This window comes from Aeromonas sp. CD (genome assembly GCF_033349375.1).
GTDB lineage: Bacteria > Pseudomonadota > Gammaproteobacteria > Enterobacterales > Aeromonadaceae > Aeromonas > Aeromonas hydrophila.
In genome coordinates this window covers 4,326,114-4,350,199 of sequence record NZ_CP137631.1, presented here as the reverse complement: position 1 = coordinate 4,350,199, position 24,086 = coordinate 4,326,114, and the positions used below count along the sequence as shown (strand labels likewise).

General features: G+C 60.9%; 16 protein-coding genes and 4 tRNA genes. 16 read left to right on the top strand and 4 right to left on the bottom strand.

Translation table 11 applies throughout. The features are described 5' to 3' along the window. Window positions 1–155: 155 nt before the first annotated feature. From R2E40_RS20265 to R2E40_RS20255, 3 genes are all read left to right on the top strand, one after another. Window positions 156–2,414, top strand: a complete 2,259-nt coding sequence (locus tag R2E40_RS20265; protein WP_318164249.1) for a patatin-like phospholipase family protein — start codon at window positions 156–158, stop codon at window positions 2,412–2,414. Between the two features lie 228 nt (window positions 2,415–2,642). Then, window positions 2,643–5,240, top strand: coding sequence for a bifunctional aconitate hydratase 2/2-methylisocitrate dehydratase (gene acnB / locus R2E40_RS20260; RefSeq protein ID WP_318164248.1), 2,598 nt, complete (start codon window positions 2,643–2,645; stop codon window positions 5,238–5,240). A gap of 163 nt (window positions 5,241–5,403) precedes the next feature. Next, window positions 5,404–6,978: a cyclic diguanylate phosphodiesterase gene (locus tag R2E40_RS20255; protein ID WP_318164247.1), complete on the top strand. Its 1,575-nt coding sequence runs from the start codon at window positions 5,404–5,406 to the stop codon at window positions 6,976–6,978. 4 nt (window positions 6,979–6,982) lie between these two features. Here R2E40_RS20255 and R2E40_RS20250 read toward each other — a convergent pair whose 3' ends face one another. Further along, entirely contained in the window at window positions 6,983–7,876 is an 894-nt protein-coding gene (locus tag R2E40_RS20250) for a LysR family transcriptional regulator (RefSeq protein WP_318164246.1), read from the bottom strand. Between the two features lie 76 nt (window positions 7,877–7,952). Here R2E40_RS20250 and R2E40_RS20245 point away from each other — a divergent pair, with 76 nt between their 5' ends. From R2E40_RS20245 to mdtD, 4 genes are all read left to right on the top strand, one after another. Further along, on the top strand, window positions 7,953–8,570 hold the full coding sequence (locus R2E40_RS20245; protein ID WP_257703485.1) for a LysE family translocator: 618 nt from the start codon (window positions 7,953–7,955) through the stop codon (window positions 8,568–8,570). 123 nt (window positions 8,571–8,693) lie between these two features. Then, window positions 8,694–10,088, top strand: coding sequence for a D-arabinono-1,4-lactone oxidase (locus R2E40_RS20240; protein WP_029302081.1), 1,395 nt, complete (start codon window positions 8,694–8,696; stop codon window positions 10,086–10,088). 71 nt (window positions 10,089–10,159) lie between these two features. Beyond that, window positions 10,160–11,287, top strand: a complete 1,128-nt coding sequence (locus R2E40_RS20235) for a GTP-binding protein (RefSeq protein WP_318164245.1) — start codon at window positions 10,160–10,162, stop codon at window positions 11,285–11,287. Between the two features lie 61 nt (window positions 11,288–11,348). After that, entirely contained in the window at window positions 11,349–12,737 is a 1,389-nt protein-coding gene (gene mdtD, locus R2E40_RS20230; RefSeq protein ID WP_318164244.1) for a multidrug transporter subunit MdtD, read from the top strand. Between the two features lie 9 nt (window positions 12,738–12,746). Here the strand turns inward: mdtD and R2E40_RS20225 are convergent, their stop codons facing one another. The 3 genes from R2E40_RS20225 to folB all read right to left on the bottom strand — a co-directional run bounded on the left by R2E40_RS20225 (window position 12,747) and on the right by folB (window position 14,337). Then, a complete protein-coding gene (locus R2E40_RS20225; RefSeq protein ID WP_318164243.1) occupies window positions 12,747–13,229 on the bottom strand; it encodes a YbaK/EbsC family protein in 483 nt (160 codons plus the stop codon). 121 nt (window positions 13,230–13,350) lie between these two features. Next, the gene (folK, locus tag R2E40_RS20220) at window positions 13,351–13,860 is read right to left on the bottom strand and encodes a 2-amino-4-hydroxy-6-hydroxymethyldihydropteridine diphosphokinase (protein WP_318164242.1); all 510 of its coding nucleotides are present in this window, start codon (window positions 13,858–13,860) and stop codon (window positions 13,351–13,353) included. Between the two features lie 105 nt (window positions 13,861–13,965). Continuing rightward, a complete protein-coding gene (gene folB, locus R2E40_RS20215) occupies window positions 13,966–14,337 on the bottom strand; it encodes a dihydroneopterin aldolase (RefSeq protein WP_011707547.1) in 372 nt (123 codons plus the stop codon). 176 nt (window positions 14,338–14,513) lie between these two features. Between folB and plsY the strand changes: the two genes are divergently transcribed. The 9 genes from plsY (at window position 14,514) to R2E40_RS20170 (ending at window position 24,085) form a co-directional block, all read left to right on the top strand. After that, window positions 14,514–15,176 (top strand): glycerol-3-phosphate 1-O-acyltransferase PlsY, encoded by a 663-nt coding sequence (plsY, locus tag R2E40_RS20210; RefSeq protein WP_016352149.1) that lies wholly within the window; start codon window positions 14,514–14,516, stop codon window positions 15,174–15,176. Between the two features lie 47 nt (window positions 15,177–15,223). Further along, window positions 15,224–15,299 (top strand) — tRNA-Phe (locus R2E40_RS20205). A 52-nt stretch (window positions 15,300–15,351) separates the two neighbouring features. Next, a tRNA-Thr gene (locus R2E40_RS20200) sits at window positions 15,352–15,427 on the top strand. Between the two features lie 3 nt (window positions 15,428–15,430). Beyond that, window positions 15,431–15,506 (top strand) — tRNA-Phe (locus tag R2E40_RS20195). Between the two features lie 45 nt (window positions 15,507–15,551). Continuing rightward, window positions 15,552–15,627: transfer RNA gene (locus tag R2E40_RS20190), tRNA-Asn, on the top strand. Between the two features lie 861 nt (window positions 15,628–16,488). Next, window positions 16,489–17,007: a type VI secretion system effector Hcp1 gene (hcp1, locus tag R2E40_RS20185; protein ID WP_010634822.1), complete on the top strand. Its 519-nt coding sequence runs from the start codon at window positions 16,489–16,491 to the stop codon at window positions 17,005–17,007. Between the two features lie 325 nt (window positions 17,008–17,332). Next, window positions 17,333–19,186, top strand: coding sequence for a type VI secretion system tip protein VgrG (gene tssI / locus R2E40_RS20180; RefSeq protein ID WP_318164241.1), 1,854 nt, complete (start codon window positions 17,333–17,335; stop codon window positions 19,184–19,186). A 9-nt stretch (window positions 19,187–19,195) separates the two neighbouring features. Then, window positions 19,196–19,603, top strand: a complete 408-nt coding sequence (locus tag R2E40_RS20175; protein WP_318164240.1) for a DUF1795 domain-containing protein — start codon at window positions 19,196–19,198, stop codon at window positions 19,601–19,603. A 264-nt stretch (window positions 19,604–19,867) separates the two neighbouring features. Next, a complete protein-coding gene (locus R2E40_RS20170) occupies window positions 19,868–24,085 on the top strand; it encodes an RHS repeat-associated core domain-containing protein (protein ID WP_318164239.1) in 4,218 nt (1,405 codons plus the stop codon). Window position 24,086 lies beyond the last annotated feature (1 nt).

Here is a 24,086-nt window from a genome sequence, read left to right as displayed (position 1 = left end):
TATTGACGGATTACGTTTGCGCTCACATCGCCGCATGGGCGGCCAGCGTCGCAATGCGTGCCGATATCCCCTGCGAACTGTTGCGGTTCGCCGGCCGCCCCTTATAGTAGGCTTCACTGCCTAGCTGGCTCGCCCTGGATTCAATGGAAAATCATATGCGCATCTTTCGTCGAGGATGGAACCCCCTGTTCCTGATATTGCTGGCCTGTCTGCCGCTGATGGCAGCGGCCCAGCCCGAGCGGCCCAAAATTGCCCTGGTGCTCAGCGGCGGTGGCGCCAAGGGGGCGGCCCACATCGGGATTCTCAAGGTGCTGGAGGAGAAGCGCATCCCGGTCGACATCATAGTGGGTACCAGCATGGGCTCCTACGTGGCGGGCATGTACGCAATGGGGCTCAGTGCCGAAGAGGTGGAGCGCACCACCCTGGCCATCGACTGGAACAAGGGCTATCAGGACAAGGTGGGGCGCGACGAGCTCTCCCTGCGCAAGAAGCAGCAGAGCGAGCAGTACCAGCTGCGCACCGACATCGGCATCAATGGTGACTCGGTCCAGTTCCCCGACGGCTTTTTCCAGGGGCAGTCCATGGCCAGCCTGCTGCGCCACGCCACCTCCAACCTGCCGGTGCAGAAGAGCTTCGACGATCTGCCCATTCCCTATCGCGCCATGGCCACCGACATGGAGACGGTGACCCCCTTCGTGCTGGACCACGGCAGCCTCGCCAAGGCGATGCAGGCGTCCATGTCCATTCCCGGCGCCCTCAAGCCGGTGGAGTGGGAGGGTCACATCCTGGCCGATGGTGGCACCGTCAACAACATGCCGGTGGACGTCGCCAAGGCGATGGGGGCCGACGTGGTGATCGCGGTGGACATCAGCGCCAAGCTGCGCACCCGCGAGTCCTTGAAGTCGGGGCTGGCCATGATCGATCAGCTCACCACCTACATGACCCAGGTCGGCACCGAGAAACAGAAGGCGCTGATGGGGCCCAGGGACGTATTGCTGACGCCTGAGTTCGGCAACATGGGCATCGCCGACTTCGCCCTGATGCCGGAGGGGATCAAGCTCGGGGAGCAGGTGGCCAACCGCGCCTCGGCCCAGCTCGATGCGCTCTCTCTCTCGCCCGCTGCCTATACCGCCTATCGCAACCAGAAGCTGAGCCGGCGCGCCGAGCGCAGCGGCCAGCCCGCCTACTACATCGACAAGGTGGAGATCATCAACAAGTCCCGTCTCTCCGACGAGACGGTGCGCGCCATGCTGAAGGTGCGGCCCGACAAGATCCAGACCAACGAGAGCCTGGAGGCGGGCATTCGCCGGCTCTATGCGCTGGAGTCGTTCGATCGCATCACCTACGAGGTGGAGGAGCGGGGCGGCGAGAACGTGCTGGTGGTCAACGCCAGCGAGAAGAACTGGGGGCCGGGCTACCTCAACTTCCAGTTCGGCTTCTCCGATGACTTCGAGAGCAGCTCCAACTACAACGTGGGCATGTCCTACACCCTCACCAACGTCAACGACTGGGGGGCCGAGTGGCTGACCGAGGCATCGCTCGGCACCGCCAAGCACTTCAAGACCGACTTCTACACCCCGCTGGAGCCCTCCCAGACCTTCTTCGGCGAGGCGAGCCTGGCCTATGACAAGACCCAGCGTCGCATCTTCATGCCCGAGGAGACGCGGGCGGCGGACGGGGTGAGCTATGTCGATTCCGAGTACAACTTCACCAACGTCGATCTGGCGGTGGGCTGGAATCGCCAGCCCTGGAGTCGCCTCTCGCTCGGGCTGGAGGGGAAGGTGGGCGACATCGATGTGCGCAACGTGGCGGATGCCAAGGTGGATGCCTCCTCCTGGGGCCCCTATGTCCGCTTCGAGCACGATACCCTCGACAGCCGCTACTTCCCCTATCAGGGCGCCTACTGGGACATCAAGGGGGGATACTCCGCCGTCCGGCTGGATGACAACGACACGCTCAACGAGCGCTATGAGGGGGTCAACTACCACCTGGCGATGGTCAAGCCCTGGTCCTGGGACAGACACAGCCTCAACCTGCTGCTGGAGGGCGGGGGCTCCACCTCCCAGGAAGAGTACCCATTGTTCGTGCAGGATCTGGGCGGGTTGTTCCGCATGTCGGGCTTCCAGCGCTATCAGCTGAGCGGCCGCTACAGCCTGTTTGGCGGGCTGCGCTACATCTACCGGGTGGCGGACAACGACTTCGGCGCGCTGCGGGCGCCGCTCTATCTGGGCGGCTCCCTCGAGCAGGGTGGGGTGTGGAACAGCGGCAGGGATATCAGCATGGAGAGCTCCTTCACCGCCGGCTCCGTCTACGTGGGGGTGGAGAGTTTCCTCGGCCCCATCTTCCTCGGCTACGGCATGGCGGAGGGGGGCAACGACATGTTCTATCTGCAATTGGGCAGCACATTCGAATAATGGCCAAGTGCTGCATTTTTGTTAACTTATTTCTGGTGTGCCATTTATCTGCTTGTAAAACACCAGCAACTTTAGATGGTTATGTTGTTTTGATGAATATCTGTACAGGCTTTGGATTTTAATTAGTCGTTAAAACTTATATAGTGGGGGGCACCCTACGGGTGTCCCGCAAGGACGATCGCCGCGAGCGTGGGCGAACCCCAAAAAAAGACCAAAGAGGAATTAGTCGTGCTTGAAACATACCGTAAACACGTCGCAGAACGTGCCGCCGAAGGCGTGGTTGCCAAACCTCTGGACGCAGAGCAGGTCGCCGCCCTGGTCGAGCTGCTGAAGAACCCGCCCGCCGGCGAACAAGACTTTCTGAAAGAGCTGTTGTCCTCCCGTATTCCCCCTGGTGTTGATGAAGCGGCCTATGTCAAAGCCGGCTTCCTCACCGCCGTCGCCAAGGGCGAAGCCCACTCTCCCATCCTGAGCGCTGCCGAAGCCGTCGAGCTACTGGGCACCATGCAGGGTGGTTACAACATTCAGCCGCTGATCGACCTGCTGGACCACGCGACCCTGGCTCCTCTTGCCGCCAAGGGCCTCTCCCACACCCTGCTGATGTTCGACTCCTTCCACGACGTGGAAGAGAAGGCCAAGGCGGGCAATGCCCACGCCAAGCAGGTGATGCAATCCTGGGCCGACGCCGAGTGGTTCCTCTCCCGCCCTGAACTGGCCGAGAAGATCACCGTCACCGTGTTCAAGGTGACCGGCGAAACCAACACCGACGACCTGTCGCCGGCGCCGGACGCCTGGTCCCGCCCGGACATTCCGCTGCACGCGCTGGCCATGCTGAAGAACGCCCGTCCCGGCATCACCCCGGACAAGGATGGCGTCATCGGCCCTATCAAGACCATCGATGCGCTGAAAGAGAAAGGTTTCCCGCTGGCTTACGTGGGTGACGTGGTGGGTACCGGTTCTTCCCGCAAATCCGCCACCAACTCGGTGCTCTGGTTCATGGGCGACGACATTCCGCACGTGCCGAACAAGCGCGCCGGCGGTGTCTGCCTCGGTGGCAAGATTGCCCCGATCTTCTTCAACACCATGGAAGATGCCGGCGCCCTGCCCATCGAAGTGGACGTCTCCAAGCTGGAAATGGGCGATGTGATCGACATCTACCCGTTTGCCGGCAAGATCTGCAAGCACGGCACCGACCAGGTGCTGGCGCAGTTTGAACTGAAAACCGACGTGCTGATCGACGAAGTGCGCGCCGGTGGCCGCATCCCGCTGATCATCGGCCGCGGCCTGACCGACAAGGCCCGCGAAGCGCTGGGTCTGCCGTTCTCCACCGTGTTCCGCCGTCCGCAGCCGGTGGCCGATACCGGCAAAGGCTTCACCCTGGCCCAGAAGATGGTGGGTAAGGCGTGCGGCGTGAAGGGCATTCGCCCCGGCACCTACTGCGAGCCCAAGATGACCACGGTCGGCTCCCAGGACACCACGGGCCCGATGACCCGCGACGAGCTGAAAGACCTGGCCTGCCTCGGCTTCTCCGCCGATCTGACCATGCAGTCCTTCTGCCACACCGCGGCCTATCCCAAGCCCATCGACGTACAGACCCACCACACCCTGCCGGACTTCATCATGAACCGCGGCGGTGTCTCCCTGCGTCCGGGCGACGGCGTCATCCACTCCTGGCTGAACCGCATGCTGCTGCCGGATACCGTGGGTACTGGTGGTGACTCCCACACCCGTTTCCCCATCGGCATCTCCTTCCCGGCGGGCTCCGGTCTGGTGGCCTTCGCCGCCGCCACCGGCGTGATGCCGCTGGACATGCCGGAATCCGTGCTGGTCCGCTTCAAGGGCGAGCTGCAGCCGGGCATCACCCTGCGTGACCTGGTCCATGCCATCCCCTACGCCGCCATCCAGAAAGGGCTGCTGACTGTCGAGAAAGCGGGCAAGAAGAACATCTTCTCCGGCCGCATCCTCGAGATCGAAGGTCTGCCGACCCTGAAGGTGGAGCAGGCGTTCGAGCTGGCGGATGCCAGCGCCGAGCGTTCCGCCGCCGGTTGCACCATCAAGCTGGATAAAGAGCCGATCATCGAGTATCTGAAGTCCAACATCGTGATGCTCAAATGGATGCTGTCCGAAGGCTACGGCGATGTACGCACCATCACTCGCCGCATCAAGGGGATGGAAGAGTGGCTGGCCAACCCGGTGCTGATGGAAGCGGACAAGGATGCCGAGTACGCCGAAATCATCGAGATCGATCTGGCCAGCATCAAGGAGCCGATCCTGTGCGCGCCGAACGATCCGGACGATGCCCGTCTGCTGAGCAGCGTGGCTGGCGACCAGATTGACGAGGTATTCATCGGTTCCTGCATGACCAACATCGGCCACTTCCGCGCCGCCGGCAAACTGCTCGAGAAGTATCAGGGCGAGCTGCCGACCCGCATGTGGATCGCGCCGCCCACCAAGATGGACAAGGATCAGCTGACCGAAGAGGGCTACTACGGCATCTTCGGCCGGGTCGGTGCCCGCATCGAGATCCCCGGCTGTTCCCTCTGCATGGGCAACCAGGCGCGGGTAGCGGAAGGGGCCTCCGTGGTCTCCACCTCCACCCGCAACTTCCCGAACCGTCTGGGCAAGGGTGCCAACGTCTATCTGGCCTCTGCCGAGCTGGCCGCGGTTGCCGCCATCATCGGCAAGATCCCGACCGTGGCCGAGTACCTGCAGTACGCCAAGACCCTGGACGCCACTGCGGCCGACACCTATCGCTACCTCAACTTCAACGAGATCGCCTCCTACACCAAGAAGGCCGATGCGGTGATCCTGCAGCAAGCGGTATAAGGGGCGGCGCCATCATGGCGCTCCCGTGTTGATGCAAAGCCCCGGCCCGTGCCGGGGCTTTTGCTTTTGTTCTGGGTATGGCTGGTTGTTTTTTGCACACATTAGGGCTGGGTTCAGCATCGGCTGTTAAGGTGGGCTGCCATGTTTGCTGTCTGGTCCCGCTATGTCGATGTCGCTGCCCAATCTGGATTTCTCCCGTCCCTGGCTCCGTCTTGGCTGCACACTGTTGCTGTTCAGCCTGCCCTTCACGTTCGGCGGCTGGGCCATCTACAACAGCCATATGCACGCTCTGGATCGTCAGTCCGAGCACTCCGCCAGACAGGCGGTGACCCTGATGGAGACCATGCTGGCCCACGCCGAGAGTGCCAACCGCTCGCTCTTTCCCTTCATCGATCAGCCGTGCGAGCAGGCCCTGTTCACCCTGCGCCAGCAGGTGGCGCTGGTGCCCTTCGTGCGCACCGTCAACCTGGTGGGGGAGAACGGGATCTACTGCAACTCGCTGTTTGGCGCCATCCAGTGGCCGGATCGGCTCGAGCGTTACAGCGGCGGACGGCTGCTGCTGTTGGCGGGCAACCAGGTGCGGGCCCACCACCCCCTGCTGGCCCTGCGCGACAGCCATGGCAAGGGGGCCGCTTTCAGCACCATAGACGGCGAGTACCTGCGCTTCATGCTGGTGCTGAGCGGACGGCCCTGCACCCTGCTGCTGCACGTGGGGCAGCAGTGGCTGGATGAGCGGGGCGTGCTGAGTGAAGGGGGGCAGCCGCAGGCGATGCTGGCCAGCCATGAGATCCACTCCAGCCGCTATCCGCTCTCCATCTATGCCGGGCACGAGGTGCCCTCGTTCTGGAACTCCCTGTGGCAGGCCAGGCGCTGGGCCATCCTGCTGCTGCTGGGGATCTCCCTCGGCTTCGCCCTGCTCATCTGGTGGCTGCTGGGACGGCCCCGTTCACCGGAGGTCGAGCTGGCGCGAGCCCTGCGCAATCGGGAGTTTGTGCCCTATTTGCAACCGCTGGTGGCGGCGGGGAGCGAGCGGGTGATGGGGGCCGAGGTGTTGATGCGTTGGCAGCACCCGACGGCCGGGCTGATCCGCCCTGATCTCTTCATCCCCCAGGCGGAGGCGAGCGGTCTGATCGTGCCGATGACCAGCCTGCTGATGGAGGAGGTGGCCCGCGAGCTGAGCATGGAGCGCGACCTGGTGCCCGACGGGTTTCACATCAGCTTCAACATCAGTGCCGCCCACTGTCGCGACATGGCGCTGCTTGCCGAGTGCCGGCGCTTCCTCGATCACTTCGCGCCGGGCCAGGTGGTACTGGTGCTGGAGCTGACCGAGCGGGAGCTGCTGGTGGCGGATCCCCAGACCCTGGCGCTGTTTCGCCAGCTCGACCAGATGGGGGTCAGGCTGGCCATGGACGATTTTGGCACCGGCCACTCCAGCCTGCACTACCTGCAGCAGTTCCATGTGGACTATCTCAAGATAGATCAGTCGTTTATCGGCAGGATCGGCACCGAATCCCTGTCCGAGCACATAGTCGACAACGTGATCGATCTGGGGACCCGGCTCGGCCTCGCGCTGGTTGCCGAGGGGGTGGAGACGCGCCAGCAGGCCGACTACCTGAAACGCAAAGGCGTCGACTACCTGCAGGGCTACCTGTTTGGCCGTCCGCTGCCGCTGCGCGACTTTCAGGTTGCGTTGGCCCAGCCTCAGGTCGACCGCACGGCGCAGCTGGCTTCTGCCTGAGCCATCAGGTGAGGGATTGCAGCCACTCTGCCAGTCTGGCGTGGGCGCTGCCGGGGGCGAGCAGGTGGTAGCCGGTGCCGTCGGGACAAAAGCCGAGCGGCGCCACCAGCAGGCCGGCCTCGATGTCGTCGCACACCTGCCGGTAGGGGCCGATGGCGACCCCCAACCCGGCGACGGCCGCCTGCAGGCTGAAGTAGAAGTGCTCGAAGGTCTGCCCCGGCGCCTCCTCGCCGGCGGACTGGTCGGCGTGCTGCAACCACTCCTGCCAGGCTCCCGGCCGGGTCTTGGTGTGCAGGCGGGGGGCTGCAGGGCGCAGGGCCGGGCCGTTTGCCCCCGTGTCGAAGAACTGTGCCACCTTGCCCGGCTGGCAGACCGGCCCGGTCAGCTCCTCGAACAGCGGCTGGCTGTAGAGCTCGGCGGGCCACTGGAAGTCGTTGCGCCGGATGGCGAGATCGATGCCGCTGCCGAAGCTGAGGGCACCGCCCCCCGCCATCAGGTGCACGTCCAGCTCGGGATGCAGGGCCTGGAAGGCGGGCCAGCGCGGGATCAGCCAGCGCATCAGCAGGGTTGGCTCGCAGGAGATGACCAGCGACGACGGCCGCCCCTGCCGGCGCAGCGCCTGCGCCGTCTGGCGGATGCCGCCCAGCCCCTCCCTGACCGCCTGATAGAGCCGCTCCCCCGCCTCGGTCAGAAAGACCCGGCGCTGGCGCCGCTCGAACAGCATGACCCCGAGATCCTCTTCCAGCAGGCGTACCGCCCGGCTGACCGCGCCGTGGGTGAGGTGCAGCTCGTCGGCGGCGCGGCTGAAGTGCTCGGTACGGGCCGCCACCTCGAAACAGCGCAGCGCGGTCAGGGCTGGCAGCGACAGGCTTTTCTGTGAATCATTCTCACCGTTCATGTCAGAAGTTATCGTTCGTTATTGGTGCTATGGCCAAATAAAATAGCCGATATTCCATGTAATCAGGACTATTTTCATGACCGAACTGTTAGCCGTAGTAGCCATTACCTTCTTTGCCGTCATCAGCCCGGGACCCGACTTCGCCATGGTGTCGCGCAACAGCCTGCTGCTCTCGCGCCGCAGCGGGGTGCTGACAGCGCTCGGTATTGGTGCCGGGGTCTGCGTGCACGTCACCTACACCCTGTTCGGGGTGGGGCTGTTGATCCAGCAGTCGCTCTGGTTGTTCAATCTCATCAAGCTGGCGGGGGCCGCCTACCTCATCTTCCTCGGCATCAAGATGCTGCGGGCCAAACCGGCGACCGCCGAGGTGTTGGCCGAGCAGCCGGCTCTCTCCAGCCTGGGGGCGCTGCGCACCGGTTTTCTGACCAATGTGCTCAACCCCAAGACAACCATCTTCATCGTCAGTCTGTTCATGCAGGTGGTGCAGCCGCAGACGCCGCTGGCGGTCCAGCTCGGTTACGGCGCCTTCATCGTGCTGGCCCATGCCGTCTGGTTCAGCGCGGTGGCGATTTTCTTCTCCACCGACTCGGTGCGGGGTCGGCTGCTGGCGGTGCGCCACTGGATTGATCGGGTGTTTGGCGGGCTGCTGGTGGGGTTCGGCATGCTGCTGGCACTGACCCAGCAGACGCGCTGAGGCGAGGGGAGAGGCGCTCTCCCCTATCCATCCCCGACTGTAGGGGCTTGTTTTTCATGCCTTGCGCCCCGCTTTTCGGTAGAATTGGCGCTCATTTTGACGTCAATAAAGATGAGGGGCGGTATGACGGTCAGGTTCCAGGCATTTCACAGCATCAAGGCGATAGGTCAGCGGGAGGTGCTGTTCAACTGGTCCAGAACCAATCCGCTCGGTGCACTGGAGCAGGTGTGGCGTCCGAAGAATCGCGACGAACTGCAGCAACTGCTGCGGGAAAACCCCGAGCGCAAGCTGCGTCTCATCGGCTCCGGCCTCTCCTTCGAACCCATCCACAGCGTCTATGCCGAGGGCAGCCAGGCGCTGCTGGTGGACTTGCACCACCTGCGTGGCCAGTTGGCGCAGACCGCCGACACCGTCACCTATCAGGCGGGCACCCCGCTCGACACCGTCTACGCCGATCTCATCGCCATGGAGCGGATGCTGCCGGCTTCCCCCGGCGTCATCGGCATCCAGACCCTGGGCGGTGCGCTCAGCACCGGCACCCACGGCCAGGGGCTGCACCAGTCCGCCCTGTGTGATGCGGTGGCGGCCATGACAGTGATGCTGGCCAGCGGCGACATCATCCGGGTGGACCGCAGCGATCCACGCTTCGGCGCCTTCGTGATGGGCATGGGGATGCTCGGTATCCTGCTCGACGTCACCTTGCAGACCGTGCCCAACCGCATCATGCGCTGCACCAAGTTCACCACCGATTACCCCTTCCTGCTGGCGCACAACGAGCGGCTCAACCGCGAGCACGCCTTCGTGAAGAGCTGGTGGTTCGCCTGGACCGGTGAGAGCCACATCTGGCTGGTGGACCCGGCCTCCGAGGAGGAGGTGGCGCGCTACCGCGCAGGTGGCAGCGAGCCGCTGCTGCTGGAGGGCGACATCGACGCCCGCATGAATGCCACCATAGATGCGACTCTGCAGAAGATGGCCAAGGACACCAAGGATGAGGCGCTGGCCGGCGAGCACTTCGAGACGGTGCGCCGCTTCAAGGATGCCTCCGATCTGGTGGGCAACGTCTACCAGATCCTCTGCAAGGGGATCCCGGCGCCCCAGATCAACTGCGAGGTGGCGGTGCCGCTGCATCGCATGAACGAGGCGCTGGAGACCCTGCAGGCGTGGCAGCAGGCCAACCCAGGCGTGCTGCACTACCCCTTTATCCTGCGCTGCACCGGCCCCTCTAAGGCCTGGCTCAGTGCCGCCTATGATCAGTCGGTGTGCTGGATCGGGTTCCTGGTCTATCTGGCGGCGGACGGCACCTTCGTCAACGGCTCCATGGAGCAGATGCGTGAGCTGCAGCAACTGCTGGTGCCGCTCGGCGGCATCCCGCACTTTGGCAAGCACCTGGCGATGGATCTCTACGACTTCCCGGCGCTGCTGCCGCGCTGGCACGACTTCCTGGCCCTCAAGGGCGAGCTCGACCCCCACGGCCGCTTCGAAAACCGCTGGCTCGCCGACCTGTTTGCCAACCGGTAAGGATCTGACATGACCGATATGCAAGACACTCGCTTACTCATCACCCTGCCGACCAGAGGGGAGTCATCCCTATGACGGACATGCAAGATACTCGTATCCCCGTGACCCTGCTGACCGGCTTTCTCGGCAGCGGCAAGACCACCTTGCTCAACCACTGGGTCAAGCAGCCCGAGCTTGGCGAGTGCGCGGTGCTGATCAACGAGTTCGGCTCGGTGGGGCTGGATCACCACCTGGTACAGCAGGTGGACGAGCAGGTGGTGCTGCTCGATTCCGGCTGTATCTGCTGCTCGGTGCAGGGCTCCCTGGTGGAGGCGTTGCAGGGGCTGTTTATGAAGGCTATCCAGCGGAAAATTAAGCCTTTTAAACGACTCATTATCGAGACCACTGGCCTCGCCGATCCGGCCCCCGTGCTCTTCACATTGAGGGAAGAGGGCTTTATCGCCCAGCGTTACCGCTTCGACGGTACTGTCACCGTGGTGGATGCCGGTCATATCGAGCAGCAGCTGGCGGCTCAGTATGAAGCGGTGAAACAGGTGGCGCTGGCGGATCTGCTGGTGGTGAGCAAGGGCGACCTGGTGGATGAAGAGACGCTGGCACGGGTCGAAGCCCAGCTGGCGGCCCTGAACCCGGCGGCCCCCGTCGAACGGGTCAGCAACGGGGTGCTTTCGCCCGCCGTGCTGGATAAGCTGGGGGCTTACAACGAGGCGGCCGGGCGCGACGTGCGCCAGCTGCTGGCCTGGCTGCGTACCGAAGCCCCGAAACAGGGGCTGGCCTCACCGATGCAGCCGAAGATGAAGCCGTTCGCCGCCAAGGTGGGCACGGCCGCGCCGACCCACTTCGAGCACGGCAATATCGAGAGTTTCGCCCTGCGCATCGGCGAGCCGCTCAAGCCGTCCCGCCTGCTGGCCGCCGTCGACGCGGTACAGGCGCAATACGGCGATGCGCTGCTGCGGCTCAAGGGCATATTGCAGCTGGAGGGAGAGAGCCAGCCGGTGGTGATCCACGGCGTCCATGGCCAGCTCTATCCGCTGCAGGCGCTGGGAGAGTGGCCGGAAGGCAAGGCCCAGTCCCGGCTGGTGTTCATCGTGAAGAGTCAGGACAAGGCGGGCATAGAGCGGTTGTTCCTTGATACGCTCAAGGCGCCCGAGCCCAGCCTGGAAGAGCAGCTCAGAGCCATGCTCGGCCAGCCTGATGCCTGATGTAATGAGATGACCCGCGCTTGTGCGGGTCTTTTTTTGTCTGAAGAGGAGGTGGCTGCAGATGCCCGATAGCACACACATGGTGACCCCTGCCCAGCGCAAATGGCTGCCGCCGCTCACGGCGGTCGGTTTCTTCATGCAGACGCTGGATGGCACCATCCTCAACACCGCCCTGCCGAGCATGGCCGAGACCCTGGGCGAGAGCCCGCTGCAGATGCAGTCGGTGATCATCGCCTACATGTTGACGGTGGCGCTGCTCATTCCCGCCTCCGGCTGGCTGGCGGACCGATTCGGCACCCGCCGCATCTATCTGGCCGCCATCCTGCTGTTTACTCTGGGCTCCTTGGCCTGCGCGGCCGCCAACTCCCTGCCGCTGCTGGTGGCGGCGCGGGTGCTGCAGGGGGTCGGTGGCGCCCTGCTGATGCCGGTGGGCAGGCTGGCGGTGCTGCGGGTCTACAGCAAGCACGAGCTGCTGCGGGTGATGTCGTTCGTCACCATCCCCGGCCTGGTGGGGCCGCTCATCGGCCCGGCGCTGGGGGGCTGGCTGGTGGAAGTGGCGAGCTGGCACTGGGTGTTTCTCATCAACCTACCGGTGGGGTTGCTCGGCTTTATCGCCAGCTGGTACTTCATGCCGGATCTGCGCCAGAGCACGGCCAAGTTCGACTGGCAGGGATTCGTGATGTTCAGCGCCGGCATGGTGCTGGTGTCGGTGGGCCTGCAGGGGCTCGGGGAGCACAGCATCTCCACCGGCTGGGCGCTGTTTGCCCTGCTGTTCGGGTTGGCCGCCATGGCGAGCTACTGGCTCTATGCCGCCAATGCCGAGGAGCCGCTGTTCGGGCTGGGGTTGTTCAAGACCAGCACCTTCGCCATCGGCATCTGGGGCAACCTGTTTGCCCGCCTCGGCAGCGGCGCCATGCCGTTTCTCACCCCGCTGTTTCTGCAACTGGGGCTCGGCTTCTCGCCGAGCAAGGCGGGGATGACCATGATCCCCACCGTGCTGGGGGCCATGCTGACCAAGACGCTGGTGAACAAGCTCATTCCGCGCATCGGTTATCGCCGCATCCTGATCGGCAACACCCTGGCGCTCGGTGTGATGATCGCCAGCTTCTCCCTCATCGACAACCAGCTCCCCTACGGGGTGCTGCTGGGCTGGCTGATGCTGTTCGGCGCCATCAACTCGCTGCAGTTCTCCGCCATGAACACCCTGACCCTGCAGGATCTCAGCCCGGAGTTCGCCAGCAGCGGCAACGGCCTGCTGTCGGTGGTGATGCAGCTCTCCATGAGCCTGGGGGTGGCCATCGCCGCCAGTCTGCTGGGGCTCTTCTCTGCCGGCTCGTCGGCAGCGGATGGCCAGTGGCTGGGAGGCTTTCACCTCACCTACCTCTGCATCGGCCTGATGTCGATGCTGGCGGCGCTGATCTTTGCCCAGCTGGCGCGGGACAAGCGCTGAGCCGCGGGCTCAGGGGGCCGGCAGGTAGCTCACCTGGCAGGGCAGCTGGGTCAGCAGCCCGGCCAGGTGGGCGGTTTCCAGCAGGAAGGTCTGCTCGGGGTGGCCCGGCGTCCAGGTAAAGGCGTGGTGGGTCATGAGCACGGGATCCACCAGCAGCGGGATGTCGGCGCGGGGCAGGAAGGGGCAGACCGCGCCCGGCAGGCAACCGATCTGGGCCTGCATCTCGTCGGCGGTGCAGATGGAGGGCTTGGCGCCGAGCGCCGCCTTGACCGCCTTGTTGTCGAGCCGGCCGTCCCTGTGGGTCAGCAGCAGGGCGAAGCGGCCATCCTTGAACTTGAGAAACAGGGTCTTGCTGAATTCGGCCTGCCAGCCGAGGCGGGCTTTCACCTTTTCATCGGTGGCGTAGTCGAGGATGGGTTCGTGCTCGAAGCGCTGATGGGGCAGCCCGGCCAGCAGCCGGCAGTTGAAGTCGTGAATGGTATCGAGTGGCATGGGGTTCTCCTGTGATGGCGGCCATCCTGCCACTTGCTCCGGCGCAGGCCCAATCACGGTTTCTTATCCGTTATCAGCTCCGTCCATCAACGACAAGGGCACCGCGAGGTGCCCTTGTCGTTCAGTGGTGCTGCAATTCGCCCGCTGCCCAGTGAAAGGGGATAGGGCAGAGCCGTTGGGAGGCCTTGTCGTAGCACGCCCACAGCTCGCCAATGGTGCGGCCATCGACGGGGTGGCAGAACTTGGGCGCCAGCTCGGCCAGTGGCCAGAGCACGAAGGCGTTGCTGAGGATCTCGCCGCGCGGCAGCACCAGCGGCGTCTCGCAGACCAGCTCGCCGTAGAGCAGCAGATCGAGATCCAGGGTGCGCGGGGCGAACTTCTTGGCATCCGGCTCGCGGCCGTGGGCGAACTCCATGGCGCGCAGCCGTTGGCACAGGGTCGCCAGCGGCAGCTCGGTATCGGCGCCCACCACCAGGTTGTAGAAGGGGCGGCCGTTGAAGCCCACCGCCTCGCTCTCGAACACCCGGGAGACCTGCAGCTCGCCAAACTCGGCCTGCAGCGCATCAAGGCCGGCGCGGATATGACGCTCGCGCTCGATGTTGGATCCCAGGCTGATATAGACACGAGTCATGCGGTGCTCCCTGTCATCTGGCTGGAACCCAGGCTGATGTAGATACAGGTCATGCAGCGCTCCCTGTTATCTGGTTCGAGCCCAGGCTGATATAGATGCGGGTCATCAGTTGGCGCTCGCGGCCGGGGTGCGGTGACGCAGGATCTCGACGCCGACGCCGGCGGCATTGGGGACGGCGCCCGGCTTGGTCAGGGTGACCTTGACCCACTGCACCCGTTCGTCGGCTAGCACCAGCATGGCGACCTGTTCGGCCATGGTTTCGACCAGCTCCACCACCTTGCTGGAGGCGTGATCACAGATCTTGCGAGAGAGGGTGGCGTAATCCAGTGCCAGCTTGATATCGTCGGTTGCGGCGGCGGGGCGGTTGTCGAACCCCATCTCGAGGTCGAAACAGAGCTTCTGGCGAATGCCTTTCTCCCACTCGTATACACCGATAGTGGTCAAAACCTCGAGTCCGCGAATAAACACCTTGTCCATGACAGTACTTCTTCTTTACTCTTGATGGGCTGTGATGACAGCGCAGGGATGCAGGCCTGGCCAGCGGATGAGTGCCGGCGGCCGGTTTGGGCGACACGCGTTGGGCAACCCCACGTCGGCGCCAGAGAATGTGGCCCGCATCATACCCCATTCATATCGTGGTAAAAACGACCAAGATGACGGCCCTGACGATTTTGATGATTATTCTGGCCTACCTGGGCGGCTCGCTGTCCAGTGCGGTGCTGGTTTCCCGCATCACGGGTCTGCCGGATCCCCGTGATCACGGCTCCCACAACCCGGGGGCCACCAATGTGCTGCGCCTCGGTGGCCGGTTGGCGGCCGTGGTGGTGTTGCTGCTCGATGTGCTCAAGGGCACCGCTCCCGTCTATCTCGCCTGGTATCTGCAGATCAAACCCGTCTACCTCGGCTTTATCGGGGTGGCTGCCTGTCTCGGCCACATGTACCCCATCTTCTTCCACTTTCGTGGCGGCAAGGGAGTGGCCACGGCGCTCGGCACCATGATGCCCATCGGCTTCACCATGGGGGGCGCGGTGATCGGCACCTGGCTGCTGGTGCTGCTGGTGAGCGGCTATTCGTCGCTGGCCTCCATCATTACCGTATTGCTGACCCCGCTCTTTACCTACCTGCTCAAACCGGAATACACGTTGCCGGTGTCGCTGCTCTCCTGCCTCATTCTGATCCGCCATCACGAGAACATTGCCCGCCTGCTGAAGGGGGAGGAACCCAGAGTCTGGGGCCGCCAGAACCGTGCCGAGCAGGAAGAAGTGCTGGAAATGGATGATCCTGAGCAAAAAAGAGACGAACGAGACAAAAAGTGAAATTTCCCGTTGACCACCTGCCTTAAAATCCGTTTAATAGCGCCCACGCCCAGATAGCTCAGTCGGTAGAGCAGGGGATTGAAAATCCCCGTGTCGGCGGTTCGATTCCGTCTCTGGGCACCAAATTTTGGTGCCATGAAATAAAAACTTGTTCATGCACAATGGTTTAAAGTGTGCCGGCTTAGCTCAGTAGGTAGAGCAACTGACTTGTAATCAGTAGGTCACCAGTTCGATTCCGGTAGCCGGCACCATTTGCCCAGATAGCTCAGTCGGTAGAGCAGGGGATTGAAAATCCCCGTGTCGGCGGTTCGATTCCGTCTCTGGGCACCACAATAAAGGCGATGAGATAGCGATGTCTGGTCTCCGATAGTTAATTCCTCCTTAGTTCAGTCGGTAGAACGGCGGACTGTTAATCCGTATGTCACTGGTTCAAGTCCAGTAGGAGGAGCCAATTCAAAAGCCCAGCAGCAATGCTGGGCTTTTTCTTTATCTGCGATTCTCGGATTTAGCACCATCGCGCATCAGTCATCTAGTCACTCTGCACGCTTTGTCTCTGGTTAAGCCATCTTTACCGCTATCTCTGCCCGCCGTATTGAAGTCATAACCGACTCAGGCCGGCTCGGAGGCTGCTTTACACGGAGTGTCGGCCAGGTCGACACATCTTCCTTCCCGCTCAACAGCGAGCCACTCGAGACTTTCTCCGGTCGTCCTTCCGGTCTTTTTGTTGCAGAGGCGCGAGTATGTTCAGACCGGAGCTGATGTCACAGGAGTTAAATTTGATCAGCTTGGGGAGATGCAAGGCGCTGCTATGGGCAAGGCTGGAAGAATGGCTGGTGTATAAGATCTCCAATAGTTGCCTCATTTTAAGGCTGTGAGGTGTCTAGGGAACTGGGGGCGATGCAACCCCAGAGAGCGCATACTTCCCCTGATCGTCTATCGCTCCTGATTACTTTTGTTGCGCCACCCTAACGTTCTTCACATGCTGTGCCCGCGGCATTTACTCACATCTTCATCCCCAACTAAGGTTCAGTCAGGTTCAATATTGATGCCGCTTGGATGTATGACGTTGGTGAAAGTCAGCGAATTATTCTGCAGAGAGCTATATGTTGCTCACTTTGTGGATTTAATAGCTATAGGCGCAATTTTTGCTGGTGTAAGGACTCATTTTGAGCTGAAATCTGCTCGTGGATATATGGCTAGCGTGTCGCGATGTCGATAAGTGATTGATAAATAGCGGATATGTTGGTTGGCATGGTCGCTGCTAACTGGTCGGTCGAGTGTCATTACCGTTCAACCAATCAGGAGCATACACATGCCAACTCCATGTTATATCAGCATCGAAGGTAAAACCCAGGGCAATATCACCGCCGGTGCTTTCACTTCCGATTCTGTCGGCAACATCTTCGTGCAGGGTCACGAAGACGAGATGCTGGTGCAAGAGTTTCAACACGTTGTCACCGTACCGACTGACCCGCAATCCGGTCAACCTGCTGGTCAGCGTGTCCACAAGCCGTTCAAGTTCACCGTTGCTCTGAACAAAGCCGTGCCGCTGATGTACAACTCGCTGGCCTCCGGCGAAATGCTGCCGAAAGTGACCCTGAAGTGGTACCGTACCTCCGTCGAGGGCAAGCAGGAGCACTTCTTCTCTACCGTGCTGACCGATGCCACCATCGTCGACATCGACTGCCAGATGCCGCACTGCCAGGATCCGGCAAAGTCTGACTTCACCCAGCTGATCCAGGTCTCTCTGGCCTACCGCAAAATCGATTGGGAGCACACCGTTGCCGGCACCTCTGGTGCGGACGACTGGCGCGCGCCGATCGAGGCCTAAACCTCACTTTCTTACCTTGCTATTCCTTGTAAGTCATCTCGTATGTTGTGGCCGGTGTGCACCGGCCTTTTATCGCCTATTTCTCCGGACAGTCTTGGGCTGCCGGAGTTTTTATGCTTTGCCATCCCCCTGCTTACCAGTTGAACCGTGTTGGTGAATGCGGAGTGATAGCAAAGCAATAAGGGGTGTTCTGTTATGCAGACACAAACAGCGGATTACCCGTCATGTTACTTATATTTGGTGACTGCTTGTGTGCCAGAGAGGGCAGTAGCGTGGTGTTTTGACAGGTTTCTGGTGCAGTTTCGAAAGGTGATAGGGAGAGATGATGGCTAATCAGACCGGATTGCAATTCACCGTTAAGGTGGGCACGCTGCCTGCCCCCAGCTTCGCTGTGGCAAGCTTTGAACTTAACGAAGGGCTCAATCGTCCATTTGACCTTCATCTCGAGTTGGCCAGTCTACTGAGTGACATTGATTTCGGTGCCGTGTTGGATCAGCCCTGTGAACTGCTGGTGTGGTTTGAGGGGGATCTTCTGCGCCGTGTCAGTGGCGTGGTGGCCCAATTTGCTCAGGGCGATACTGGGTTTCGTCGTACCCGATACAGCATGGTGGTGAAGCCTGCACTATGGCGGCTCTCCTTACGTACCAATGCCCGCATCTTCCAGGCGCAGAAGCCTGAAGAGATCCTCTCCATCTTGCTGCAAGAGCACGGTATTACCGACTATGCCTTTGCCCTGAAAAACGAGCATGCCCAGCGCGAATACTGCGTTCAGTACCGTGAGAGCGATTTGGCTTTTTTGAACCGGCTAGCGGCTGAAGAGGGGATGTTCTACTTCCACGAATTTGAAGCAGGCAAGCACCGGCTCGTTTTTGCCGACGATGCTGCTGCGCTGCAGGAAGGGCTCGCCCTCTTTTTCAATCTGGCCAATCAAGGGTTGCAGCAAGGGGCGTTTGTGCGCCGGTTCCATTATCAGGAAGCGGTGCGTCCGAGCGATGTAGAGCTCAAAGACTACAGCTTCAAGACCCCGGCTTATGGCCTGTCTCACAAAAAAATGGGGGCTGAGCTGGAACACCAGCGTGATAGCTACCAGCACTTCGACTATCCCGGCCGCTTCAAGCAGGACCCAAGCGGCAAGGCGTTTGCTCAGCATCGACTGGATGCGCTGCGAGCCGACGCGGTGACGGGAAATGGACACTCGACAGAGGCGGGGTTGATGCCTGGACTGAGTTTCGAGCTATCGGAACACCCTGCACCTGCACTCAATATTGCCTGGCAAGTAGTGCATGTGACACACACCGGTAAGCAGCCTCAAGCATTGGAGGAAGAAGGTGGTAGCGAGCCCACGGTGTATTACAACGATTTTGGGGTAGTAAAGGCTACCACCACCTGGCGTGCGCAGATGCCCCATAAGCCTCTGGTTGATGGGGCGCAGATTGCCACTGTTGTGGGGCCTGCGGGGGAAGAAATCTACTGCGATAAATATGGCCGCATCAAGCTGCAGTTTCCTTGGGACAGGTATGGCGCCAGCGATGAGCACAGCTCCTGCTGGGTAAGGGTCGGTCAGGCCTGGGCCGGAGGTGGCTATGGCATGATGGCCATTCCGCGCATTGGGCATGAGGTCATTGTGAGCTTCCTTGAGGGGGACCCTGACCAGCCCATCGTCATTGGCCGCACCTATCACGCAACCAACCTTCCTCCAGAGGGGTTGCCAGCTAACAAAACCCGCATGTCACTGCGCAGCAACACTCACAAGGGCAAGGGCTTTAACGAACTTCGTTTTGAAGATAAAGCAGGCCAGGAAGAGGTGTTCCTCCACGCTCAACATGACATGAATACGGTGGTGCTTAACAATCGCTCCACCTCTGTTAATGCCAATCACACGGAACAGGTTGGCGGGAGTCAAACCGTTGCCGTTCAGGGTAACCAGACGGTGTCGGTCAAGCTGGACCAGGTGACAGAAGTGCAGGGTGAGCAAACCGTAGTGGTTACCAAAAATCGCAGCACCATGGTCAATGACAATGAGTCTCTGCAGGTGAAAAACAATATCGCCATCCAATCGCAGGATGGGGACATTCTCATTGCCACAGCCGGTGGTTATATCGCCATCGACAAAGAGGGCAACATCGCCATTACTGGCAAGGGACTCGTGTTGAACGGCACCCGCATTGATTTGAATTAAGGATGTGACATGTATCAGATGAATGAAGGTGCACTGTTGATACCACAGCAATGGCGCGATGAGTCCCTCCATGTGTTTGTATTGCCGGGCGATACAGTCAATCTGGTGGTCAATCGTTCACCGTTCGAGTTTGGATTGGCGCCAGAGACCGTCTATCAACAGACGCTTTCGCAATTTGCGGCTCACCTCAAGGGTTATCAGGAATTGGCCAGCTGGGAAACACAGCTGGATGGGCAAGCCGCTCCAGCCATCGAGTACACCTGGCGCTCGACCGAGGGGCCGATGCACCAGGTGGTGGTGATGCAGGTGAGGGGGACGTTGCTGCTGACCTTTACCATCACGGCAGCCGGCACTCTGCAAAATGAACAGAAACAAGCCTTGCTTGACGTGATTGCAACCTTTAAAGCGGCGGGCTAAGGGGGGGGCATGCTTGGCGATATCTTAACGCGGGTAGCGCGAGTTGGTGCGATGCATGCGGGAAACCACCCCTCTCCCCCCGCTGATAGACCCAAACCAGGTGAGGGCAAGCCGCCCACGTCCCCTGGAAAAATGATTAAGCACAAGAGTTTCTTGGGTGCTTTGGCGGGGGCGATAGCCGGTGCCCTGGTGGCGGCTGCAGTCTTTGCTGTGGCTGCTGCGGTAGTAACGGCTGCCGTCGCCTTGACGGGGGTGACTGGGGGGATGGGGCTGGCGTTGGTGGTGGGGGTCGCCAAGCTTGGCCTGGGCATTGCTGCCACCATAGGGGCGGGGGATCTTATCGCCAAGGTATCAGGAAGTGTGTCTGGCATGGTTGATAGTGCGTCCCCGTCCTTCGGTCCGGTTGCAACTGGCTCTGCCAATGTGTTTGTCGAAGGACAACCGGTCTCCCGTGCGTTGGTTGATACCGTCGCGTGCACCAAGCACTCGGTTCCGCCCATCATTGCACAAGGCAGTGAGTCTGTTTTTGTCAACGACAGCCCCGCCGCACGAGTGGATGACCAGACAGCCTGTGGCGCCACTATCAAGGAGGGTGCATCCACCGTCTTCTTTGGCTCAGGCCAAGGAACGTACGCAGAAATAGCAGATGAGTTCAGTTGGTGGGAGAAGGGACTGCTGATTGCGGTCGAGTTCCTGGTGCCGCCCAGTCGTGGCATGTTCAAAGGGATAGGCAAACTCTTTACCAAGGGACCGCGCGCAGTATTGCGGGGGGCATTGGTGGGGGCCAAAGTGGCGGTGCGCCAGTTCAAGCGGACTGCGCTTCGCTGCATGAGCCAAGGGTTCAAAAATAACAAAGGGCTGGCACGTTTCAAGGAAGCCGCCAAGGGTTTTCTTAAAGACCCCGTCTATATCCCCAGTGGAGAGGTGATTGAATCCCGGCTGGATGTCGAGTTGGGGCAAACCTTGCCGCTGCGCTTTGAGCGCACCTACCGCACTGCATCCGACCATACGGGGTTGCTCGGTAAGGGGTGGCATGACAGCTGGAGTGAAGTCGCCAGCGTCAGTCCGCAGGGGCTAGACACCGTTGTGACTATCACCCTGGCACAGGGCTATGACATTGATTTCACTTTCCATCAAGATGTGACCTGCGTCTATTGCCCGCATTATCCCCAATTTACCCTGACACGAACCGAACACGGTTTTTTGCTGTGGGATAGAGACAGTCAGCAGACCCGTCACTTTATCCATCAACAGGGGGACCGGTACTGGCTCGAAGCACTGTCAGACCGCCATGGCAATCGCATTACCTTGGTACGCGACCAGGCAGGCAAACTTTGTAGGGTGCGCCACAGCGATGGCATCGCGCTGGCGCTAGCTTGGCAAGACGACTACCTGCAGCACATTGTTCGTGTAGATGGAGGCCAGCAGACACGCTTGGTCCACTACACCCAAAACCGCGCTGGTCAATTAGTCGAAGCGGATGCCAGCCATCACTACCACCTGTTTTACGAATACGATGACCTGGGGCAACTGACGCGTTGGCATGATAACGACCAGACCTGGGCGCGTTATGAATATGACGTGCAAGGGCGCTGCGTCTACACCACCTGTGCCGATGGCATGCTCACCGCACGCTTTGACTATCAGCCTGGCAAGGTAGTCATGACCGACGGGATGGGTCGCCACGAGTATGAGCTTAACGAGCTTGACCTGGTGAGCGCGATCCGCTCCCCCCTTGGTCATGTGACCCGCTTTGACTACGACGAATTTGGTAACCTGCTGCGGGAAATTTCCCCGGCCGGACGGGTGGTCGAGTTTGAATACCTGGATGACACCGGGTTGGTTACCCGCTTTGTGGACGGCAGCGGCCACGCCTGGCACTACGAGTATGATGAGCAGCTGCGGCTGTGTGCCGTCACTGACCCGCTCGGGCGCAACTGGCAGTGGCGTTTCGATGACATGGGGAATCCGGACAAACTGATGGGGCCGGATGCCAGCGAAGTGCATTTTAGCTGGAACCGTTATGGGCTGCTGACGGCGGTGAGCGATCAAAGTGGCAAGGTGCAAGCACGCCTGCAGTATGACCAGCGCCAGCGCCTGTTGAGCCAGACGGATGCCGAGGGACGTACCGAGCAGTGGCGCTACGATGGTCAGGACCGGGTTGCGCAATGGCAACGGGCCGACGGTGCCCGCTATCAGTTAGGCTATCGTCGCCCCAGCTGGCAACTGCCAGAGCAGCTCAAACGGCCCGATGAGGTAGAAGAGCAACGCCATTACGATCGCCACAAAAACCTGACCGACCATGTCGATGGCAATGGCCAGCATTGGCGCCAACGCTTTGGTGCCTTCGACCTGCTGCTTGAGCGCACTGATGCCAGTGGCCGCAGTTGGTACTATCAATACGACCGCGATACCCAGCAGCTAATAAAGGTCACCGGGCCCGACCAGCAGGTGTGGCAGTGGTGGCTCGATAATGATGGCCGGGTGGTGCGCGAGCAGGATATGGCGGGCACCGTCACTCACTATGGCTATGACGAAGATGGTCACTGCATCGAAGTCCGCAATGGCGAAGGTCAGGCTCGCCACTTCCTGTTTGATGGCCGGGGTTTGCTGCTACGCGAAATCAGTGACGATGATACCCTTCATTATCACTACGACGGGGCAGGCAGATTGTTGGAAGTGTCATCCAACACCAGCCACCTGCGCTTTGAATATGACGCCCGCGACCGGGTGATACGTGAAGAGCAAAACGGCGCCACCCTCAGCCGCAGCTATGATGAGCAGGCCCACACCCTGACTCGAACCTTGAGCTGGCCTGAGGGACACGAAGGGGATAAGGAGGACGAACCGGCCCCACTGACCACCTCCTTTACCGTCAACAACGTCGGCGAACTGACCCATGTTGGCTTGCCAGATGGGGCAGCGCTGACCCTGGGGCACGACCTGGCTGGCCGTGAGGCGCAGCGTCAGGGCGGTGCTTTTGGTCTGAAGCAAGAGTATGACGTACTGGGCCAGCTCACTCGCGCCCAAAGCGGTCAGCTGCAAGAGGGGCGCTTGCTGGCGGGGCTCACCCGCGAGTACGGTTATGACCGTGCTGGCAACCTGATTGGCGAACGGCGTGGACGCGAGGCGCAGGGCTATCGGCTTGATGCCTGTGGTCGGGTGCTGGAGACCCTCAGCCAACATCCCAACGCTGGCCGTCAGCGGGAGGCGCAATTTAGCTACACCCGTCAGGGGTTGCCATTAGCAGACGGTGAACACACCCGGTGGCAGCAAGGGCGGGTCAGTCAGCGCGGCGATACCCACTACGATTATGACAAGGCGGGTAGGCTTATCAGCAAACGCCAGCTGCGCCCAGGCTTTCGGCCCGAACAGTGGCACTACCGTTGGGACAGTCGTAACCAGTTGAGGGTAGTCACCACCCCCGAAGGTTCTAACTGGTTTTATCGCTACGACCCGTTTGGTCGACGCATCAGCAAGCGCTGTGAGCAGACTGGCGAAGAGGTGCGTTACCTGTGGGATGGCGACCAGATCGCCGAGGTGCGTTATTTCAAGCAAGGGCAGTTACGGGCCCGCCGCCACTGGGTCTGGCGTGGCTGGGAATTGCTGGTGCAGCAGCGTCAGATGACACAAGCTGGCGCGGCGAGTCTGCCTCATGTCTCCACTGTCTATATCGAACAAGGCCGACAAGCCGCCGCAGAGAATTGGCAGACCGATTTTGTCGTCAGCCAGCAAAATGGCGAACTGCTGGGGCTCTATAACCCACAAGGGGAACTGCACTGGCAACCGACAAAAACCAGTCTGTGGGGCCAGCGGTTAAGCAATCATGCCGATATCCGTGACCCCGGTCTGGCATTCGCGGGCCAGCTGCGTGACGACGAGAGTGGACTCTGCTATAACCGTTTTCGGTACTACGACCCGCAAGGTGCTTGTTATATCTCCCCCGACCCGATAGGGATACTGGGTGGTGAGAATAACTATGGGTATGTGTCTAATCCAGTGAACTGGGTTGACCCACTGGGGTTGGCGGGGTGTGGCATAAACCCTAGGCTAATGACTCGATTAAGTAAATGGCGAGAATACAAAGCAAGTGGCGGGACGATGAATATGAGTTCATGGGGGCGGCATACTCGTTCACAGCCTTGGGGGCATGGTACAAGAGGAGGATACTCTGATTGGCTGAATTCACTGTCTGGACGTATTCATGGAAATAGCCGATTAGCTACTGGCCCTCACGATGTCTATGTAGTTCGCGAAATTGGGAGTGGTCGTTTATTGCACTTTGGGGAGACTGGTCGAGGATACATGGCGCGCTTTGCTGAACACCAAAGGAGATTCAATGAGCTAGGTATAAAAACTTACCCAGAGCATTTGGCCACGGTTGAAGGAAAAGCAGCAGCTAAGGCTTTAGAACTCCGTTACATTACTACATATGAGCGAATGTTTGGTCATATGCCACCTTATAACCCGGTGTATCATTAAT

Excerpts from the sequence above, each read along its gene's own strand:
- R2E40_RS20265 (WP_318164249.1), top strand. The coding sequence starts at position 156 with ATGCGCATCTTTCGTCGAGGATGGAACCCCCTGTTCCTGATATTGCTG.
- R2E40_RS20255 (WP_318164247.1), top strand. The coding sequence starts at position 5,404 with ATGTCGATGTCGCTGCCCAATCTGGATTTCTCCCGTCCCTGGCTCCGT.
- R2E40_RS20250 (WP_318164246.1), bottom strand. The coding sequence starts at position 7,876 with ATGAACGGTGAGAATGATTCACAGAAAAGCCTGTCGCTGCCAGCCCTG.
- R2E40_RS20245 (WP_257703485.1), top strand. The coding sequence starts at position 7,953 with ATGACCGAACTGTTAGCCGTAGTAGCCATTACCTTCTTTGCCGTCATC.
- R2E40_RS20240 (WP_029302081.1), top strand. The coding sequence starts at position 8,694 with ATGACGGTCAGGTTCCAGGCATTTCACAGCATCAAGGCGATAGGTCAG.
- R2E40_RS20235 (WP_318164245.1), top strand. The coding sequence starts at position 10,160 with ATGACGGACATGCAAGATACTCGTATCCCCGTGACCCTGCTGACCGGC.
- mdtD (WP_318164244.1), top strand. The coding sequence starts at position 11,349 with ATGCCCGATAGCACACACATGGTGACCCCTGCCCAGCGCAAATGGCTG.
- R2E40_RS20225 (WP_318164243.1), bottom strand. The coding sequence starts at position 13,229 with ATGCCACTCGATACCATTCACGACTTCAACTGCCGGCTGCTGGCCGGG.
- folK (WP_318164242.1), bottom strand. The coding sequence starts at position 13,860 with ATGACTCGTGTCTATATCAGCCTGGGATCCAACATCGAGCGCGAGCGT.
- folB (WP_011707547.1), bottom strand. The coding sequence starts at position 14,337 with ATGGACAAGGTGTTTATTCGCGGACTCGAGGTTTTGACCACTATCGGT.
- plsY (WP_016352149.1), top strand. The coding sequence starts at position 14,514 with ATGACGGCCCTGACGATTTTGATGATTATTCTGGCCTACCTGGGCGGC.
- hcp1 (WP_010634822.1), top strand. The coding sequence starts at position 16,489 with ATGCCAACTCCATGTTATATCAGCATCGAAGGTAAAACCCAGGGCAAT.
- tssI (WP_318164241.1), top strand. The coding sequence starts at position 17,333 with ATGGCTAATCAGACCGGATTGCAATTCACCGTTAAGGTGGGCACGCTG.
- R2E40_RS20175 (WP_318164240.1), top strand. The coding sequence starts at position 19,196 with ATGTATCAGATGAATGAAGGTGCACTGTTGATACCACAGCAATGGCGC.
- R2E40_RS20170 (WP_318164239.1), top strand. The coding sequence starts at position 19,868 with ATGGGGCTGGCGTTGGTGGTGGGGGTCGCCAAGCTTGGCCTGGGCATT.